A 17524-nucleotide genomic window follows, 5' to 3' on the forward strand; every position below is an offset into this window, starting at 1 on the left:
GTGGCAGGACGACGCCGCCATGGGGGAGGATCGGGCCATGACCGAAGCCGAGGCCGCGATCCGCGCGGAGGGCACCGCCGAGAGCACCGAGCGGACGCCGGGAGATTCGACCCCGGAGGCACCGCCCGCGGCGACCTCCCCCGCGATCGACAACGCCCTGCCCGAGGATCGCTACCTCAACCGCGAACTCAGCTGGCTCGATTTCAATGCCCGGGTGCTGGCGCTGGCCGCCGATCCGAGCCTGCCCCTTCTCGAACGCGCGAAGTTCCTCGCCATCTTCGCGTCCAACCTCGACGAGTTCTACATGGTGCGCGTGGCCGGCCTCAAACGCCGCGACGAGATGGGGCTGTCGGTGCGGTCGGCCGACGGGCTGTCGCCGCGCGAGCAGTTGCGCCGGATCAGCGAACGCACCCAGCAGATCGCCTCACGCCACGCGCGGGTGTTCCTCGACGCGGTGCGCCCCGCCCTTGCCGACGAGGGCATCGTCATCGTCACCTGGTCCGAACTCGACGAGGCCGAACGCGCGCAGCTGTCGACGTACTTCCACGAACAGGTCTTCCCCGTCCTGACCCCCCTGGCGGTCGACCCCGCCCACCCGTTCCCGTTCGTCAGCGGGCTGTCGCTGAACCTGGCGATCACCGTGCGCCACCCCGACGACGGCGGACAGCACTTCGCGCGAATCAAGGTGCCCGACAACGTCGACCGGTTCGTCCGGCTCGGGGTGCGCGGTCAGACCGGCGAGGTCGTGCGGTTCCTCCCGATGGAGGAGTTGATCGCCGCGTTCCTGCCCGTGCTGTTCCCCGGCCTCGAGATCGTCGAGCACCACGCGTTCCGGATCACCCGCAACGCGGATTTCGAGGTCGAGGAGGACCGCGACGAGGATCTGCTGCAGGCACTCGAGCGCGAACTCGCCCGCAGGCGGTTCGGTTCGCCGGTGCGCCTCGAGGTCTCCGACGACATGACCGAGAGCATGCTCGAACTGCTGCTGCGCGAACTCGACGTCGATCCCGGCGATGTGGTCGAGGTGCCCGGCCTGCTCGACCTGTCCGCGCTGTGGCAGATCTACGCCGTCGACCGTCCGGCGCTCAAGGACCGGCCGTTCGTCCCCGCCACCCCACCGGCTTTCGGTGAGCGGGAGACCCCCAAGAGCATCTTCTCCACGCTGCGCGACGGCGACGTGCTGGTGCACCATCCCTACGACTCGTTCTCCACGACGGTGCAACGGTTCATCGAACAGGCCGCGGCCGACCCGAACGTGCTCGCCATCAAGCAGACGCTGTACCGCACCTCGGGTGACTCCCCGATCGTCAACGCGCTCATCGATGCCGCCGAGGCCGGTAAGCAGGTGGTGGCGCTCGTCGAGATCAAGGCGCGGTTCGACGAACAGGCCAACATCAAGTGGGCCCGCGCACTCGAGCAGGCCGGCGTCCACGTCGTGTACGGGTTGATCGGGCTCAAGACCCACTGCAAGACCGCACTCGTCGTGCGCCGCGAAGGGTCGATGATCCGGCGCTACTGCCACATCGGGACCGGAAACTACAACCCGAAGACCGCCCGCCTCTACGAGGACGTCGGGTTGCTCACCGCGGCACCGGACATCGGCGCCGACCTGACCGACCTGTTCAACTCGCTGACCGGGTACTCGCGAAAGGTCGCCTACCGCAACCTGCTGGTGGCCCCGTACGGGGTTCGCCGGGGCATCATCGAGCGGATCGAACGGGAGGTGGCGGCCGCCCGCGACGGCGCCGAGGGCCGGATCCGCCTGAAGGCCAACGCCTTGGTCGACGAACAGGTCATCGACGCGCTCTACCGCGCATCGCAGGCCGGTGTCCGGGTCGAGGTGGTGGTGCGCGGTATCTGTGCGCTGCGGCCGGGTGCCCCCGGCTTCTCGGACAACATCGTGGTGCGGTCCATCCTGGGGCGGTTCCTGGAGCACTCGCGGGTGATCCACTTCCGGGCCATCGACGAATACTGGATCGGCAGCGCGGACATGATGCACCGCAACCTCGACCGCCGCGTCGAGGTGATGGCCCAGGTGAAGGATCCCCGGCTGACCACACAGCTCAACGACGTGTTCGAGTCGGCGATGGATCCGGCGACGCGCTGCTGGGAGCTCGGTCCCGACGGGCACTGGTCGGCGTCGCCACGCGAGGGTGAGACCGTTCGCGACCATCAGGTGTCGATGATGCACCGTCATCGGCAGCCGTGACCTGTCGCTTGACACCGGGCCACCCCGCGGGCCCGCGCTGACCCGCTGGAGTTGAGTTGTCGAAGACGAAGACGGTGAATGCCGTTGCATCGCCTGCCAAATCCGTGCCCGCCGCCGGTGCGGTGTTGTGGCGGCCGGGTGGGTCGGCACCCGAGGTCGCCGTCATCCACCGCCCGCGCTACGACGACTGGTCACTGCCCAAGGGCAAGGTCGACCCCGGGGAGACCGAACCGGTCACCGCCGTGCGTGAGGTGCTCGAGGAGACCGGCTACTCGTGCGTCCTCGGCCGCCGCCTGGCGTCGGTGAGTTATCCCGTCGAGCAGGGCGTCAAGAAGGTCCGCTACTGGGTCGCCCGCGCCGTCGACGGCACCTTCTCCCCCAACGACGAAGTCGACGAGTTGATCTGGCTGCCGGTGCGCGAGGCGATGGCCCGGCTGGGCTATCCCCATGATCGGAAAGTGCTCCGTCGGTTCACGAAGCTGCCGCCCGACACCCAGACGGTGCTCGTCGTGCGGCATGCGACGGCGGGCAGCAAGTCGCGCTACCGCGGCGACGACCGCATGCGGCCGTTGGACAAGCACGGTCGCGCACAGGCGGAGTCGTTGGTCGGCCAACTGCTGGCGTTCGGGGCCGACCGCCTCTATGCGGCCGACCGGACCCGCTGTGAGCAGACGATCGCGCCGTTGGCCGAAGAACTCGGTCAGCCGGTGCACCCGGAACCGACGCTGACCGAAGAGGCCTACGCCGAGGACAAGAAACCGGCGCGCCTGCGCGTGCTGGAGATCGCCGCCGAGGCCGGCGCCGCGGAACACACACCGGTGATCTGCTCGCAGGGCAGGGTGATTCCCGACCTGATCGAGTGGTGGTGTGAGCGCGACGGGGTCCGGCCCGACAAGTCCCGTAACCGCAAGGGCAGTACGTGGGTGCTGTCGCTGGCCGGGGGGCGCCTGGTCGCCGCCGACCACATCGGCAGTCCACTGGCCCTGAGATAGACGCCAGAACCGCCGCGGATCGTCATGATCCGCGGCGGTTCGGCGTTTCTCGAAGGATTACTTGCGGCCCTTCTTGGCCGGCGCCTTGCGGGCCGGAGCCTTGCTGGCCGTCTTCTTGGCGGCGGTGGCCTTCTTGGCGGGGGCCTTGGCGGCGGCCTTCTTGGCCGGCGCCTTGGTCGCAGCCTTCTTGGCCGGTGCCGTCTTCTTCGCCGCAGCAGTCGACTTCTTCGCCGGCGCCGTCTTCTTGGCGGCGGCAGTGGTCTTCTTCGCGGCCGTCTTCTTGGCCGGTGCCGTCTTCTTCGCCGCAGCAGTCGACTTCTTCGCCGGCGCCGTCTTCTTGGCGGCGGCGGTGGTCTTCTTCGCGGCGGTCTTCTTGGCGGGGGCCTTCTTCGCGGCACGCTTGGCCGGTCCGGCAGCCACCCCGCGCTTGACGGCGGGACCTTCGGACGCGAGCTTCTGTGCGCCCGAGACGATCGCCTTGAACTGCGCACCCGGCCGGAACGCGGGCACCGAGGTCGGCTTGACCTTCACCGTCTCACCGGTGCGAGGGTTACGCGCGACGCGTGCTGCGCGCCGTCGTTGTTCGAAGACGCCGAAACCGGTGATGGTCACGCTGTCGCCCTTGTGCACGGCGCGCACGATGGTGTCGACGACGTTCTCGACCGCTTCGGTGGCTTGCCGACGGTCGGTCCCCATCTTGGTTGTCAATGCGTCGATAAGCTCCGCTTTGTTCATGCAAAACCTCCGAGACCAGTGGCCCTACTTGGACCGACTAGTGGACACGGTAAACCCACTGACCACTGATTTCCAAGAGCCACGCGCAGTTTCGGCGGCTCTTGGCGAACTTTTCGGCAATCCGGTTGGCCCCCTTGACGTCCTGCCGGGACGCCGGGAAAGGGGTGCAGAGGCGGCGATTTCGGGTCGGCCGAAGCCCCGGATCAGACCGGCAGGGTGCGCGGTTTCCAGCTCGGCCTGCGCCGCTCGTAATCCTCGATCTCGGACTGTTTCCGCAGCGTAAGGCCTATATCGTCGAGCCCCTCGAGCAGTCGCCACGCGGTGTAATCGTCAATAGTGAACGGCACCATGACCGTTCCCGCGATGATGTTCCGATCTTGAAGATTGACAGTGATTTCCAAGCCCGGATTCTGCTCGATGAGCTTCCAGATAAGTTCAACATCATTTTGATTCACCTCGGCGGCCAACAGGCCCGCCTTACCCGCATTCCCGCGGAAGATATCGGCGAACCGGGACGAGATGACGACCCGGAAGCCGTAGTCCATCAGCGCCCAGACCGCGTGCTCGCGGGAGGACCCCGTGCCGAAATCCGGTCCGGCGACCAGAACCGAACCGCGGTCGAAAGGCGGCAGGTTGAGCACGAAGGAGGGGTCGTTGCGCCACGCGGCGAACAGGCCGTCCTCGAAACCGGTTCTGGTGACCCGCTTCAGGTACACCGCGGGGATGATCTGGTCGGTGTCGACGTTGGACCGACGCAGGGGTACGCCGATCCCGGTGTGGGTGCGAAAGGCTTCCATCGCGAATTCTCCTTCAGCGAGCGGGGACGGCGGACAGGTCGGCGGGTGAGGACAGCGTGCCGCGGACGGCGGTGGCGGCGGCCACGGCGGGTGAGACCAGATGTGTCCGCCCGCCTTTGCCCTGGCGCCCCTCGAAGTTGCGGTTGGACGTGGATGCGCACCGCTGCCCGGGCGACAGCTGATCGGGGTTCATCCCCAGGCACATCGAGCAGCCCGCCTGCCGCCATTCGGCACCGGCGTCGATGAAGATCCGGTCGAGCCCTTCGGATTCGGCCTGCGCACGCACGCGCATCGAGCCGGGCACCACGAGCATGCGGATCCCATCGGCGACCCTGCGGCCACGCAGGACGTCGGCCACCACGCGCAGATCCTCGATGCGGCCGTTGGTGCACGATCCGACGAACACGGTGTCGACGGCGACGTCACGCATCGCCGTACCGGCCTGAAGACCCATGTAGGTCAACGCCTTTTCGGCCGCCTGTCGCTCACCCTCGTCGACGATCAGCTCGGGGTCGGGCACCGCGCCGGACAGCGGCACCCCCTGCCCGGGGTTGGTGCCCCAGGTGACGAACGGGCTCAGCTCGGCCGCGTCGAGATGGACCTCGGTGTCGAATTCGGCGCCCGGATCGGTGCGCAGCTGCCGCCACGCCTCCACCGCCGCATCCCAGTCGGCGCCGGTGGGTGCGTGCGGGCGGCCGCGCAGGAACTCGAATGTGGTGTCGTCGGGGGCCACCATGCCGGCCCGCGCGCCGGCCTCGATGCTCATGTTGCAGATCGTCATCCGGCCCTCCATCGACAGGGATTCGATGGCGCTGCCGCGGTATTCGATGACGTGGCCCTGTCCGCCGCCGGTGCCGATCTTGGCGATGACCGCCAGGATGATGTCCTTGGCGCTCACGCCCGGCGGGAGTTCCCCGTCGACGTTGACCGCCATCGTGCGAAACGGCCGCAGCGGCAGCGTCTGCGTCGCCAGCACGTGTTCCACCTCGGAGGTGCCGATACCCATCGCCAGGGCGCCGAACGCGCCGTGGGTGGAGGTGTGGCTGTCACCGCACACGACGGTCATTCCCGGCTGGGTGAGCCCGAGCTGCGGACCGATGATGTGCACGATGCCCTGTTCGGCGTCGCCCATCGGGTGCAGCCGGATCCCGAACTCGGCGCAGTTGCGCCGCAACGTCTCCACCTGGGTGCGCGACACCGGGTCGGCGATCGGCTTGTCGATGTCGACCGTCGGCACGTTGTGGTCTTCGGTCGCGATGGTGAGATCCGGCCGTCGCACCGGCCGGTTCGCCAGCCGCAGACCGTCGAACGCCTGCGGACTGGTCACCTCGTGCACGAGGTGCAGGTCGATGTAGATCAGATCCGGTTCACGCGCGGCACCCTCCCCGGTGCCGTGGGCGACGACGTGGTCGGCCCACACCTTCTCGGCCATGGTGCGCGGTGTGGCGGGCTGTGCCATTACCTTCTCGATTCTCGATACGCGGCCTGCGACGTTGCGCTGGCAATCTCACATTGCGGGAGGATAGTATCTCCCTGTGAGACAGGATAGCGGCATCGGCGTGCTGGACAAAGCGGTGGGCGTACTCCATACCGTGGCGGAGTCCCCCTGCGCCCTGGCGGAACTGTGCGAGCGCACGGGACTCCCCCGGGCGACGGCGCACCGGTTGGCGGCGGGCCTGGAAACCCACCGGCTGCTGGCCCGCGACGCCGACGGCCGGTGGCGGCTCGGCCCGGCGCTGACCGAACTGGCCGGCCAGGTCAACGATCCGCTGCTGACGGCCGGAGCGGTCATCCTGCCCCGGTTGCGCGAGATCACCGGCGAGAGCGTGCAGCTCTACCGGCGGGAGGGCACCGCGCGGATCTGCATCGCCGCCCTCGAACCGCCCGCGGGACTGCGGGATACGGTGCCGGTCGGCACCCGGCTGCCGATGACGGCGGGATCGGGTGCGAAGGTGCTGCTCGCCTACGCCGACCCCGCCACCCAGCAGGCCGTGCTGCCCGACGCGATGTTCACCGAACGCACGCTGGCAGAGGTGCGCAGGCGCGGGTGGGCCCAGAGCGCGGCCGAACGCGAGCCCGGGGTGGCCAGCGTCTCCGCGCCGGTGCGCGACGGCCGAGGGGGCGTGGTGGCGGCGATCTCGGTGTCCGGCCCGATCGACCGGATGGGCCGCCGCCCGGGCGCGCGGTGGGCCGCCGATCTGCTGGCCGCCGCCGACGCACTCGCCCGCCGGCTGTAACCGCTCGGGTCGACCTGCCGAAAAAAGCGGCGCCCGACTCCGAAGAGCCGGGCGCCGCTGAGATGTACCCCCGATGGGATTCGAACCCACGCTACCGCCGTGAGAGGGCGGCGTCCTAGGCCGCTAGACGACGGGGGCTAGAACTTCCGGTTGGACAGCATAGCTCAGCTGAACAACGCTGACCTAATCGCTTGATCCAGCTGGGGTACCAGGACTCGAACCTAGAATGGCTGAACCAGAATCAGCTGTGTTGCCAATTACACCATACCCCATTGGCCGCCCATAACCGCTGGTCACGGGCTTTTCCGGAGCGCTTGCGCGGTGAGGATCGCCCCCGCGCATCGTTCCGGCGCCGACGTGCACACTACCAAAGATTTCAGGGTGCTTTCGCCACGCTCCCCCTCAGCCGCACCCCGAGGACCTAGGCAGCGGCGGCCGCATGGTCGCGGCCGGCCCGCAACCGGGCCAGGCTGCGATCGCGCCCGAGCAACTCCAGCGACTCGAACAGCGGCGGGCTGACCGAGGCGCCGGTGGCCGCGACGCGGATCGGCCCGAAGGCCTTGCGCGGCTTGAGCTCGAGATCCTCCAGCAGCGCCTTCTTCAGCGCCTCCTCGATCGCGCCGGTCGTCCACTGCCCGACACCCTCGAGACCCGCGAGCGCGGCGTCGAGCACCGGGACCGCATCGGCCTTGAGTTCCTTGGCCGCCGCTCTCTCGTCGAGGACGAAGGCACCCTCGTCGAGGAACTTCAGCAGTCCCCACGCGTCGCCGAGGACGACGATGCGGGTCTGCACCAGCCGGGCGGCCTCGGCGAACTGCGCGTCGTCGAGGCCGGTGTCGTGGCCGTGCGCGGCGAAATACGCCTTCAGGCGGGCGGTGAACTCGTCCTCGGAGAGCAGCCGGATGTGCTCGGCATTGAGGGCATCGGCCTTCTTCTGGTCGAATCGGGCGGGGTTGGAGTTCACGTCGACGACGTCGAACGCGGCGACCATCTCGTCGAGACCGAAGACGTCGCGGTCGTCGGCGATACCCCACCCGAGCAGCGCCAGGTAGTTGAGCAGACCCTCCGGGATGAATCCCCGGTCGCGGTGCAGGAACAGATTCGACTGCGGATCCCGTTTGGACAGCTTCTTGTTGCCGTCACCGAGCACGCTCGGCAGGTGGGCGAACTCCGGCACCCCGTCGGCCACCCCGATGCGGATCAGCGCCTCGTACAACGCGATCTGACGGGGCGTGGACGGTAGGAGATCCTCACCCCGCAGCACGTGGGTGATCTTCATCAGCGCATCGTCGACCGGGTTGACCAACGTGTAGAGCGGTTCGCCGTTGCCACGGGTGAGCGCGAAGTCGGGCATCGTCCCCGCACCGAAGGTGGTCTCCCCCCGCACCAGATCCCGCCAGGTGATGTCGCGCTCGGGCATCCGCAGGCGGATCACCGGATTGCGGCCCTCGGCGCGGTGGGCGGCCCGCTGCTCGTCGGTGAGGTCGCGATCGAAATTGTCGTAGCCCAGCTTCGGATTGCGGCCCGCGGCGAGGTGGCGCGCCTCGACCTCCTCGGCGGTCGAGTACGCCTCGTAGGCCTCCCCTGCGGCGATCAGCCGGTCGATCACGTCGCGGTAGAGGTCGCGCCGCTGCGACTGGCGGTACGGCGCGTAGGGCCCGCCGATCTCGGGTCCTTCGTCATAGTCCAGCCCGAGCCAGTTCAGCGCGTCGAGGATCGCCTGATAGCTCTCCTCGCTGTCGCGCGCCGAATCGGTGTCCTCGATGCGGAACACGAACGTCCCGCCGGTGTGGCGCGCATAGGCCCAGTTGAACAGCGCGGTGCGGATCAGACCGACGTGCGGGGTGCCCGTCGGCGACGGACAGAACCGGACGCGGACTGCCATATTGTTCATCACTTCTTCTTTCGCACAACGGGATTGGTGAGGGTCCCGATGTTCTCGACGGTGACCGAGACGGTGTCGCCGTCCTCGATCGGGGATACGCCCTCCGGGGTTCCGGTGAGGATGAGATCGCCGGGCAGCAGGGTCATCACGGCCGAGATCCACTCGACGATCGTCCCGACGTCGTGCATCATCAGCGACGTCCGGCTGTGCTGGCGGGTCTCACCGTTGACCTCGGTGCGCAGTTCGAGGTCCGAGGGGTCGACGTCGGTGACGATCCACGGCCCCACCGGACAGAACGTGTCGTGGCCCTTGGCGCGCGTCCACTGCCCGTCCTGCTGCTGCTGATCGCGCGCGGACACGTCGTTGGCGATCGTGTAGCCCAGGATGTTCTCGGCCGCCCTCGCGGCGGGCACGTCCTTGCACGGACGCCCGATGACGATGGCCAGCTCCCCTTCGAAGTGCACCGGGTTGGCGTTGGCGGGCAACTGGATCGGGATGTTGGGACCGATGATGGACGTATTCGGCTTGAGGAAGATCACCGGATCGGGGAAGTGGCCGCCGCCCATCTCCTCGATGTGCGCGGCGTAGTTCTTCCCGATGCACACCACCTTGCTGGCCAGGATGGGCGCCAGCAGCCGGACGTCGGCCAGCGGCCACGACCGACCGGTGAAGGTGGGCGTGCCGAAGGGGTGTTCGGCGATCTCCCTGACGACCGCGGCGGGATCATCGGGGGCGCCCTCGACGCTGACGAAGGCGACCCCGTCGGGGCTGGCGATTCGACCGAGACGCATGCCCGCCAGCCTAGTGTCAGCCGTCCGCGCCCCCGGCAAGCGCCGTCCGCAGGAACGGGGTGGAGTCCGGCAGCGACGCCAGCACCGTCCCGCTGTGGTCCTGGTCCGGGTAGACCCGCAGCGTCACGTCCTGACCGTTGGCACCGAGTTGGTCGTACAGGCTCAGCGTGGAACTCGGCGGCACATCGCGGTCGAGCAGGCCGACGCCGAGGAAGATCGGGCGGTCGTATCCGCTGACCGGCGTGCCCATGTACGCCTCGAGCGCCTGGGCGGCCCCCGGCAGCGACACCAGCGGGGCGCGGAAGAACTCAGACGGGGTCTGACCGGCGAGCGCTTCGTCGAGCGCGGGTTTGCACAGTGTCTCGGCCAGCGTGGCGGCTTCGAGACCCTGTGGGCTCAGCACGCTGTCGACGTCGAGGTCGGGTCGCGCTTCGCGGAATGCGGCCAGGATGTAGGCGGCGTAACTGTTGGCGGCGGGTCCCAGCTCGGGTGGCAGCGCCATGTCGGGCGCCGCGCGCTTGACGACCTGTTCGATGCCGGCCGGCGTTCCGGTGGCCACCACGCCGCGGTAGTCCAGTCCCGTGCCGGAGCTGAACTCCGTTGCCCAGCGGGCACTGCTGACCGCGGCCGCCCCGCCCTGGGATTGTCCGACGATGGCCCATGCGGGCGACAGCGGCAGGCCGAAACCGTGGGCGGCCACTACGGAGTCGACGACGGCGCGGGCGGTGGACACGCTGTTGAGGTAGCTCATCAGTCCGGGCGTGCCCAGCCCGGTGTAGTCGGTGGCCGCGACGGCGTAGCCCTGGTCGAGCCAATGGGTGAGGTACTCGTTGTCGCGGTCGCTACGCGGGAGCGCCGACGGGGTGCAGTCGTCACCGAGTCCGACGGTGCCGTGCGCCCAGGCGACGGTCGGCCAACCGCCGTTCGGCGGTTCGCCGTGCGGCAGGAACACCGCGGCAGTGCTGACGGCCGGCGCGTCGTGCTGATCGCGCGTCGCATACAGGATGCGGTAGGCCGCACCGGCTCCGCGCACCGACAGCTGCGGCGCCAGTGCGACGTCGCGGATGAGGGTTCCCGGCGCCGGAATGTCTTCGGTGTAGATGCGCGCGTCGAGCCCGGACCAGTCCGGCACCGGGGACGACGCCTGCGCCATCGGCGCCGGCATGGTCAGAGCGCCCACCAGCAGTGCCACTGCGCCAACAGTTCTCAACGTCACGCCGACACGGTACGCACCGAATCGCCGTTGTCCACATCATGAGACGATGGTTCAAACATATGAGACATCCGTGTCACCATGGAGCCATGACCGCTCCGTCGATCGGCACCGTGCGCCGTTGGTCGATGCTGGTGCTGGGCGTGATGTCCACGATGTGCGCGAACGTCTTCATCTACGGTGCGGCGTTCCTCATCCCGACCCTGCACACCGAGCGCGGTCTCGATCTCGCACTGGCCGGCCTGATGGCGTCGATGCCGAGCTTCGGCATGGTGGTCACGCTGATCGCGTGGGGCTACGTCGTCGACCGGGTCGGCGAGCGTTTCGTGCTGACGGTCGGTTCAGCGCTCACCGCGGCGGCCGCCTTCGCGGCCGCGGCGGTGGATTCCCTTCCGGCCGTGGGTGCCCTGCTGTTTCTCGGCGGAATGGCCGCCGCGGGCAGCAATTCCGCGAGCGGGCGCCTGGTCGTCGGATGGTTCGCACCACACCAGCGCGGTCTGGTGATGGGGATCCGGCAGGCGTCGGTTCCGCTCGGAGTCGGACTGGGGGCCTTGGTGATCCCCCGGGTCGCCCAGAGCCAGGGCGTCGCGGCGGCCCTGTTGTTCCCGGCAGCCGTGTGCGCGGCGGCCGCGGTCCTCTGCTTGGTGGGTGTGCTCGATCCGCCGCGCCCACCGCGTGCGGAGGCCGCCGCGGAGGTGCTGGCCAACCCGTACCGGGGCGATGCGGTGCTGTGGCGCATCCATGCCCTGTCCGTCCTGCTCGTCGTGCCGCAGGCGGTGGTGTGGACGTTCACGCTCGTGTGGTTGATGTCCGAACGGGGATGGTCGGCGGCGTCCGCGGGCGCGCTGGTGACGCTCGCCCAGGTGCTCGGCGCGGGCGGCCGGATCGGCGCCGGCTACCTGTCCGACCGCGTCGGTGACCGGTTGCGGCCCATCCGGTGGATCGCCTCGGCCGCGGCCGCGGTCCTGGCCCTGGTCGCGCTCACCGACGCGCTGGACTCCCCGCTGAGTGTCGCGCTGATGGTGGCGGCATCGGTGATCACGGTCTCCGACAACGGTTTGGCGTTCACCGCCATCGCCGAGATCGCGGGGCCGTTCTGGAGCGGACGGGCCCTGGGCGCGCAGAACACCAGCCAACACCTCGCCTCGGCGGCTTCGGCGCCGGTCTTCGGCGGGCTGATCGGGGTGTTCGGATACCCCGCGGCGTTCGCGGTCCTGGCGGTGCTGCCGCTGCTGGCGCTACCCCTGGTTCCGGTGCACGCCCGGGCCGGGCGGCACTGATTCACTCGCCCTCGAGGTTTGCGGCGCACGCCGCGAGCAGGCCACTCAGCCTGCGACATTCGGCGCCGCTCAGCCCGGTCAGCATCTGCTCCTCGACCGCGGTGACCGCGCTGTGCGCCGCGGCCAGGCGGCGGCGGCCGGTGGCGGTGAGCGTCAGCGCGCGTGCCCGACCGCGCGCCGGAACCTGGGCGTGGTCGATCAATCCGGCCGAGCGCAACCCGGTCGACACGTCCTGCAGGGATTGCCGCGTCACGAAGCACAGCCGTGCCAGCTCGGCGGCAGAGGCCTGCGGGTGATCGGCGAGCGCCCGCAGCACCGCGTACTGCGACATCGACAATCCGGTTTCCCGCAGCGCCGCATCGCACCGCCGGCGCAACGACTGCTGCACGCGCTTGACCAGATACCCGACACCGTCCTCCACCGCAGCGGCCATGTCAGGAACCTTACATTGTGCTAGCGTCCATCAATGTAAGGAACCTGACATTGGAGGCCGAGATGGCCGTCACCATCGAGCAGCACAGCGCCCACGCCACACTCGTCAACGTGTTCACCGTCGATCCGGCTCGGGCGGAGGCGCTGGCCGAGCTCCTGTCCGCGGCGACCGACACCGTGATGCGCCACCAGACCGGCTTCCGGTCGGCCAGCATCCACCTGTCCTCCGACCGCACGCGCGTGGTGAACTACGCGCAGTGGGACACCCCCGACGCATACCGGCGGATGCTCGCCGATCCGGTGGCCCGCGAGCACATGGGCCGGGCGGCCGACATGGCGATCAGCTTCGACCCGAACCTGTACACGGTCGAATCGGTGCATGAGAAGGCCTAGCGGCGTGGCGGGTGCGTTAGGTTGGCGGCGTGAAACCGCTGCTGCTCCACCACGCCACGCTCATCGACGGGACGGGCGCCGCACCGCTGCCGGATGCGGCGGTCCTGGTCGAGAACGACCGGATCCGTTGGGCCGGAGCGGCTTCCGACGCCCCCACCGATGACGCCACCCGGGTCGATCTCGGCGGCAACACCATCTGCCCGGGATTCTTCGACTGCCACGTCCACTTCAGCCTGCCCGGCGCCGGCGCCACGCCCATCGACCGGGCGCTGAATCCGCCCTCGTACCACTATTTCCAGTTGATCGACCGGCTGCGCGTCACACTGCACAACGGTGTCACCACCGCCCGCGACCTGATGGGCATCGATGCCGGAGTCCGTGATGCGGTGGCACACGGTCTGGTCGACGGGCCCCGGTTGCTCGTGGCGATCAACATGATGAGCCAGACCTGCGGCCACGCCGACTTTCATCTGCCGTCCGGGATCGACCTGACGCCGATGGTCGGCGGCTCGCTGGTCGACACCGTCGACGAGGCGCGGCGGCGCACCCGTGAGCTCATCGCCGCGGGGGCCGACGTCATCAAGGTGGCGTCCAGCGGCGGGGTGTCCTCCCCCAGCGACCAACCCGAATGGCTGGGCATGCGCCGCGAACTCATCGCGGCTGTGGTGGAGGAGGCCGCGGCCTACGGCCACAAGCGGGTGGCCGCCCACGCGATCGGCCGCGCCGGCATCGAAGCGGCCGTCGAGGCCGGTGTCTCCAGCGTCGAACACGGCTATCAACTCGACGAGGGGCTGCGGCACAAGATGGTCGAGGCGGGCATCTTCCTGGTGCCGACCCTGCTGGAGACGATGGCCGACGTCACCTCCTCACCGGCCGGCCAGGCCAAGAGCGCCCACTGGCACGCCGTGGCACAGGAGTCGATCGGCGCGTCGGCTGCGGCCGGGGTGAAGATCGCCGTCGGCACCGACGCGGGGCTCAGCCCGGCGCACGGGACGAACCTCAAGGAGCTCGGGCTGCTGGTGCGCTTCGGCGGCCTCACCCCGATGCAGGCGATCGTCGCCGCCACCTCCACCTCTGCCGAATTGTGCGGTCTGGCTGAGCAATTGGGCACCGTCGAGGCAGGCAAGCTGGCCGACCTGGTGATCGTGCGGGGCGACCCGCTGGCCGACATCGACTCCGTGGGTGAGCCCGACAACATCCTGCTGGTGCTCAAAGAGGGCCGCGCGGCGATCGACCGCGCGGGTTTTCTGACCGCTTAGGCGGCAGCACGAGCAGCGCCGCCGCCAGGAAGCACAGCGCCCCGAGGAAGGTGCCGGTGTTGGCCAGCAGGGCGTCCTCGGTGACCCCGGCGGGGGTGACGAACGCCCCGAGCGCGGACGCGCCGAACGCCACGCAGCCGACCATGTTCACCCACTGCGCCTGCCATTCCCGCGACCGTGGCGCGAAACGGCCCGCGGTGGCGGTGACGGCGGCGATCCCGAGAGCACCGCTGACGAGGAACGCCACGGATCCGGTGGCGTCCGGAGCCCACACCAGGTGGCGCTGCTCGGTCACCGCGTGCGCCCACACCGCGGCGCCGGTACTGACGTTGAACAACAGCGTGCCCATGAACTGCGTTGCCGCCGAGAGCCATTCGGCACGCGAACCGCTCCTGGAGCGGACGAGTTGCACCCACGCCGCGCTGGTGAAGAAGAAGGAACCGGCGAAGCAGAGCCCGTTGGCCGCGCCGGCGCCGGCCGCTGCGGCGAACCCCGGCACCGTGGCGAGCGCGAACAGCGTCGAGCCGATCGCGAACAGCAGGCACTGCCGTGCCAGCGTCACCTACAGCAAACCGACGATCCGGTCACCCACGGCGGCGGTGCCCAGTTCCTGATCGCCACGGCTGGACAGGTGCGCCTCGACCGCCTTGTCGACGCGGGCGGCCGCATCGGTCTCGCCGACGTGCGCCAGCAGCAGCGCCACCGACATGATCGCCGCGGTCGGATCGGCGATGCCCTGACCCGCGATGTCGGGGGCGCTGCCGTGCACCGGTTCGAACATCGAGGGATTGGTGCGCGTCGCGTCGATGTTGCCGCTGGCCGCCAACCCGATTCCGCCGCACACGGCGGCGGCCAGATCGGTGACGATGTCGCCGAACAGGTTGTCGGTGACGATCACGTCGAACCGGCCGGGGTCGGTGACGATGTGGATCATCGCGGAGTCGACGTGCTGATAAGCGATCTCGACGTCGGGGTACTCGGCGCCCACCTCCTGGACGGTGCGCCACCACAGCGCGCCGGCGAAGGTCAGCACGTTGTTCTTGTGCACCAACGTCAGATGCTTGCGCCGCTGCTGGGCGCGCCGGAACGCATCCTCGACCACGCGGCGCACACCGAAGGCGGTGTTGAGGCTCACCTCGGTGGCCACCTCGTGGGGCGTGCCGACGCGGATCGCGCCGCCGGTGCCGGTGTAGGGCCCTTCGGTCCCCTCCCGCACCACGACGAAGTCGATCTCGGGGTTACCGGCCAGCGGGCCGGTCACCCCGGAGTACAACTTGGCCGGCCGCAGGTTGATGTGGTGGTCAAGGGCGAACCGGATGCGCAGCAGCAGACCGCGTTCCAGCACGCCGCTGGGCACCGACGGGTCGCCGATCGCGCCGAGCAGGATCGCGTCGTGGACCTTGAGTTCCTCGAGCACCGAGTCGGGCAGGATCTCGCCCGTGGCGTGGTAACGCCGCGCCCCCAGGTCGTAGGTCGTCTTCTCGACCTCGGGCAGGACGGCGTCCAGCACCTTGACGGCTTCGCCGATCACCTCGGGGCCGATACCGTCTCCGGCGATGATCGCCAGGTTCATCCCCGTCACGACAGGTCCACCACTTCCAGTGTCTTGGCGTCGACGGCCTCGGCGAGCGCCGATCGCAGTTCGGCGGGCACGTCGCGGTCGAGGCGGAGCAGGATCGTCGCCCCCGGCCCCTCGGCGTCCTCGCTGAGTTGGGCGGCGTGGATGTTGACCTCCGCCGTGCCGAGCAGCGTCCCGATCTTGCCGAGTGCGCCCGGCTGGTCGATGTAGTTCACGATCAGGTTGACGCCCTCGGCGCGCAGATCGAAGTTGCGCCCGTTGATCTGGACGATCTTCTCCACCTGCTGGGGCCCGGACAGGGTGCCTGCGACGTTGGTCACCGATCCGTCGGAGCCAACCGCCCGCACGTCGACCACGCTGCGGTGGTTGGGGCTCTCCGAGGCGGTGGTCAGTTCGGACTGCACACCGCGTTCGGCGGCCAGTGCCGGCGCGTTGACGAACGTGACCTGCTGGTCGGTCACCGTCGAGAACAGCCCGCGGAGCGCCGACAGCCGGAGCACCTCGACCTCTTCGGCGGCCAGTTCACCGCACACCCGCACCGACAGGGTGGTCGTCGGCTCGGTCGCCAGCGTTCCGGCCAGCAGCCCGAGCTTGCGCACCAGGTCCAGCCACGGCGCGACCTCCTCGCCGACGACCCCGCCGCCGACGTTGACCGCGTCGGGGACGAATTCCCCGGCCAGCGCCAGGCGCACGCTTGCCGCCACGTCGGTGCCGGCCCGGTCCTGCGCTTCGGCGGTCGAGGCGCCGAGGTGCGGCGTGACGACCACCTGCGGCAGCTCGAACAGCGGGCTGTCGGTGCAGGGTTCGGTCGCGAACACGTCGAGTCCGGCCGCCCGGACGTGGCCGCCGGTGACGGCGTCGGCCAGGGCCTGCTCGTCGATCAGCCCGCCGCGCGCGGCGTTGACGATGATCACGCCCTTCTTGGTCTTGGCCAGCGCCTCCCTGCCGATCAGACCCGCGGTCTCCGGCGTCTTGGGCAGGTGCACCGAGATGAAGTCGGAACGGGCCAGCAGATCCTCGAGGGACAGCAGTTCGATACCGAGTTGCGCGGCGCGGGCATGTGAGACGTACGGGTCGTAGGCCACCACGTGGGTGCCGAACGCCGCCAGCCTCGCGGCCACCAGCTGACCGATGCGGCCCAGCCCCACGACGCCGGCGGTCTTGCCGTAGATCTCGGTGCCGTTGAACGACGACCGCTTCCAGGTGCGCTCGCGCAGCGTCGAGTCGGCGGCCGGGATCTGCCGCGCGGCGGACAGCAGCAGCGCCAGCGCGTGTTCGGCGGCGCTGTGGATGTTCGACGTCGGCGCGTTGACGACCAGCACCCCGCGCGCGGTGGCGGCGTCGACGTCGACGTTGTCGAGTCCGACACCCGCGCGGGCGACGATCTTGAGTTTGGGGGCGGCGGCGAGGACTTCGGCGTCCACGGTCGTGGCCGAGCGGACGAGCAGGGCGTCGGCTTCGGGTACGGCGGCCAGCAGTTTCTCGCGGTCGGGACCGTCGACCCAGCGGATTTCGACCTGGTCACCGAGGGCGGCGACGGTGCTTGCGGCAAGCTTGTCGGCAATCAGTACAACGGGGAGACTCACCCGGTCAGCCTAAAGGTCGGTAATTTCGGACCGGCGGGCAGGAGCGCAGCGACCGGGGGATGATCGGGGCGGGCAGGAGCGCAGCGACCGGGGGATGATCGGAGCGGGCAGGATACGGTCTGTAACCGCGACACGG

Annotated in this window: 16 protein-coding genes and 2 tRNA genes; 6 read left to right on the top strand and 12 right to left on the bottom strand. The window is 69.4% G+C overall.

The features are described from left to right. Positions 1 to 37: 37 nt before the first annotated feature. Positions 38 to 2209 (top strand): RNA degradosome polyphosphate kinase, encoded by a 2172-nt coding sequence (locus tag G6N49_RS13735; protein WP_179967756.1) that lies wholly within the window; start codon positions 38 to 40, stop codon positions 2207 to 2209. A 56-nt stretch (positions 2210 to 2265) separates the two neighbouring features. Further along, positions 2266 to 3201 (top strand): 8-oxo-(d)GTP phosphatase MutT1, encoded by a 936-nt coding sequence (gene mutT1, locus G6N49_RS13740; RefSeq protein WP_011855308.1) that lies wholly within the window; start codon positions 2266 to 2268, stop codon positions 3199 to 3201. Positions 3202 to 3258: 57 nt separating this feature from the next. On the opposite strand, the gene G6N49_RS13745 is transcribed toward mutT1, so the two are convergent. The 3 genes from G6N49_RS13745 to leuC all read right to left on the bottom strand — a co-directional run bounded on the left by G6N49_RS13745 (position 3259) and on the right by leuC (position 6192). Beyond that, a complete protein-coding gene (locus G6N49_RS13745; protein ID WP_011559323.1) occupies positions 3259 to 3936 on the bottom strand; it encodes an HU family DNA-binding protein in 678 nt (225 codons plus the stop codon). A 203-nt stretch (positions 3937 to 4139) separates the two neighbouring features. After that, a complete protein-coding gene (leuD, locus tag G6N49_RS13750; RefSeq protein ID WP_011855307.1) occupies positions 4140 to 4733 on the bottom strand; it encodes a 3-isopropylmalate dehydratase small subunit in 594 nt (197 codons plus the stop codon). A 13-nt stretch (positions 4734 to 4746) separates the two neighbouring features. Then, positions 4747 to 6192, bottom strand: coding sequence for a 3-isopropylmalate dehydratase large subunit (gene leuC, locus G6N49_RS13755; protein WP_011855306.1), 1446 nt, complete (start codon positions 6190 to 6192; stop codon positions 4747 to 4749). Between the two features lie 76 nt (positions 6193 to 6268). On the opposite strand from leuC, the gene G6N49_RS13760 reads away from it, so the two are divergent. Next, positions 6269 to 6970, top strand: a complete 702-nt coding sequence (locus G6N49_RS13760; RefSeq protein WP_011559320.1) for an IclR family transcriptional regulator — start codon at positions 6269 to 6271, stop codon at positions 6968 to 6970. A gap of 65 nt (positions 6971 to 7035) precedes the next feature. Here the strand turns inward: G6N49_RS13760 and G6N49_RS13765 are convergent. From G6N49_RS13765 to G6N49_RS13785, 5 genes are all read right to left on the bottom strand, one after another. Next, positions 7036 to 7108 (bottom strand) — tRNA-Glu (locus tag G6N49_RS13765). Between the two features lie 62 nt (positions 7109 to 7170). Further along, positions 7171 to 7242, bottom strand: a tRNA-Gln gene (locus G6N49_RS13770). Between the two features lie 149 nt (positions 7243 to 7391). Beyond that, positions 7392 to 8855, bottom strand: coding sequence for a glutamate--tRNA ligase (gltX, locus tag G6N49_RS13775; RefSeq protein WP_041925274.1), 1464 nt, complete (start codon positions 8853 to 8855; stop codon positions 7392 to 7394). Positions 8856 to 8863: 8 nt separating this feature from the next. Further along, positions 8864 to 9646, bottom strand: coding sequence for a fumarylacetoacetate hydrolase family protein (locus tag G6N49_RS13780; RefSeq protein ID WP_011855304.1), 783 nt, complete (start codon positions 9644 to 9646; stop codon positions 8864 to 8866). A gap of 16 nt (positions 9647 to 9662) precedes the next feature. Next, entirely contained in the window at positions 9663 to 10811 is a 1149-nt protein-coding gene (locus G6N49_RS13785; RefSeq protein ID WP_011855303.1) for an alpha/beta hydrolase family protein, read from the bottom strand. 137 nt (positions 10812 to 10948) lie between these two features. On the opposite strand from G6N49_RS13785, the gene G6N49_RS13790 reads away from it, so the two are divergent. Continuing rightward, complete coding sequence (locus G6N49_RS13790; RefSeq protein ID WP_179967757.1) at positions 10949 to 12139, top strand: MFS transporter; 1191 nt, start codon at positions 10949 to 10951, stop codon at positions 12137 to 12139. A gap of 1 nt (position 12140) precedes the next feature. On the opposite strand, the gene G6N49_RS13795 is transcribed toward G6N49_RS13790, so the two are convergent. Further along, on the bottom strand, positions 12141 to 12572 hold the full coding sequence (locus tag G6N49_RS13795) for a MarR family winged helix-turn-helix transcriptional regulator (protein ID WP_011855301.1): 432 nt from the start codon (positions 12570 to 12572) through the stop codon (positions 12141 to 12143). 62 nt (positions 12573 to 12634) lie between these two features. Here G6N49_RS13795 and G6N49_RS13800 point away from each other — a divergent pair, with 62 nt between their 5' ends. Further along, entirely contained in the window at positions 12635 to 12964 is a 330-nt protein-coding gene (locus G6N49_RS13800) for an antibiotic biosynthesis monooxygenase (protein ID WP_011855300.1), read from the top strand. Positions 12965 to 12993: 29 nt separating this feature from the next. Then, a complete protein-coding gene (locus tag G6N49_RS13805) occupies positions 12994 to 14223 on the top strand; it encodes an amidohydrolase family protein (protein ID WP_011855299.1) in 1230 nt (409 codons plus the stop codon). On the opposite strand, the gene G6N49_RS13810 is transcribed toward G6N49_RS13805, so the two are convergent. The 3 genes from G6N49_RS13810 to serA are packed head-to-tail and all read right to left on the bottom strand — an operon-like array spanning position 14174 to position 17388. Then, a complete protein-coding gene (locus tag G6N49_RS13810; protein ID WP_011559312.1) occupies positions 14174 to 14785 on the bottom strand; it encodes a hypothetical protein in 612 nt (203 codons plus the stop codon). The genes G6N49_RS13805 and G6N49_RS13810 overlap by 50 nt on opposite strands. Continuing rightward, a complete protein-coding gene (locus G6N49_RS13815; RefSeq protein WP_011559311.1) occupies positions 14786 to 15796 on the bottom strand; it encodes a 3-isopropylmalate dehydrogenase in 1011 nt (336 codons plus the stop codon). 5 nt (positions 15797 to 15801) lie between these two features. Then, positions 15802 to 17388: a phosphoglycerate dehydrogenase gene (gene serA / locus G6N49_RS13820; RefSeq protein WP_011855298.1), complete on the bottom strand. Its 1587-nt coding sequence runs from the start codon at positions 17386 to 17388 to the stop codon at positions 15802 to 15804. Between the last annotated feature and the right edge of the window lie 136 nt (positions 17389 to 17524).

It is taken from the genome of Mycolicibacterium monacense, assembly GCF_010731575.1.
Lineage (GTDB): Bacteria > Actinomycetota > Actinomycetes > Mycobacteriales > Mycobacteriaceae > Mycobacterium > Mycobacterium monacense.

Coding starts and splice junctions, on each gene's coding strand:
- leuD (WP_011855307.1), bottom strand. CDS start 4,733: ATGGAAGCCTTTCGCACCCACACCGGGATCGGCGTACCCCTGCGTCGG.
- G6N49_RS13780 (WP_011855304.1), bottom strand. CDS start 9,646: ATGCGTCTCGGTCGAATCGCCAGCCCCGACGGGGTCGCCTTCGTCAGC.
- G6N49_RS13735 (WP_179967756.1), top strand. CDS start 38: ATGACCGAAGCCGAGGCCGCGATCCGCGCGGAGGGCACCGCCGAGAGC.
- leuC (WP_011855306.1), bottom strand. CDS start 6,192: ATGGCACAGCCCGCCACACCGCGCACCATGGCCGAGAAGGTGTGGGCC.
- G6N49_RS13800 (WP_011855300.1), top strand. CDS start 12,635: ATGGCCGTCACCATCGAGCAGCACAGCGCCCACGCCACACTCGTCAAC.
- G6N49_RS13785 (WP_011855303.1), bottom strand. CDS start 10,811: ATGCCGGCGCCGATGGCGCAGGCGTCGTCCCCGGTGCCGGACTGGTCC.
- gltX (WP_041925274.1), bottom strand. CDS start 8,855: ATGGCAGTCCGCGTCCGGTTCTGTCCGTCGCCGACGGGCACCCCGCAC.
- G6N49_RS13815 (WP_011559311.1), bottom strand. CDS start 15,796: ATGAACCTGGCGATCATCGCCGGAGACGGTATCGGCCCCGAGGTGATC.
- G6N49_RS13790 (WP_179967757.1), top strand. CDS start 10,949: ATGACCGCTCCGTCGATCGGCACCGTGCGCCGTTGGTCGATGCTGGTG.
- G6N49_RS13745 (WP_011559323.1), bottom strand. CDS start 3,936: ATGAACAAAGCGGAGCTTATCGACGCATTGACAACCAAGATGGGGACC.
- G6N49_RS13795 (WP_011855301.1), bottom strand. CDS start 12,572: ATGGCCGCTGCGGTGGAGGACGGTGTCGGGTATCTGGTCAAGCGCGTG.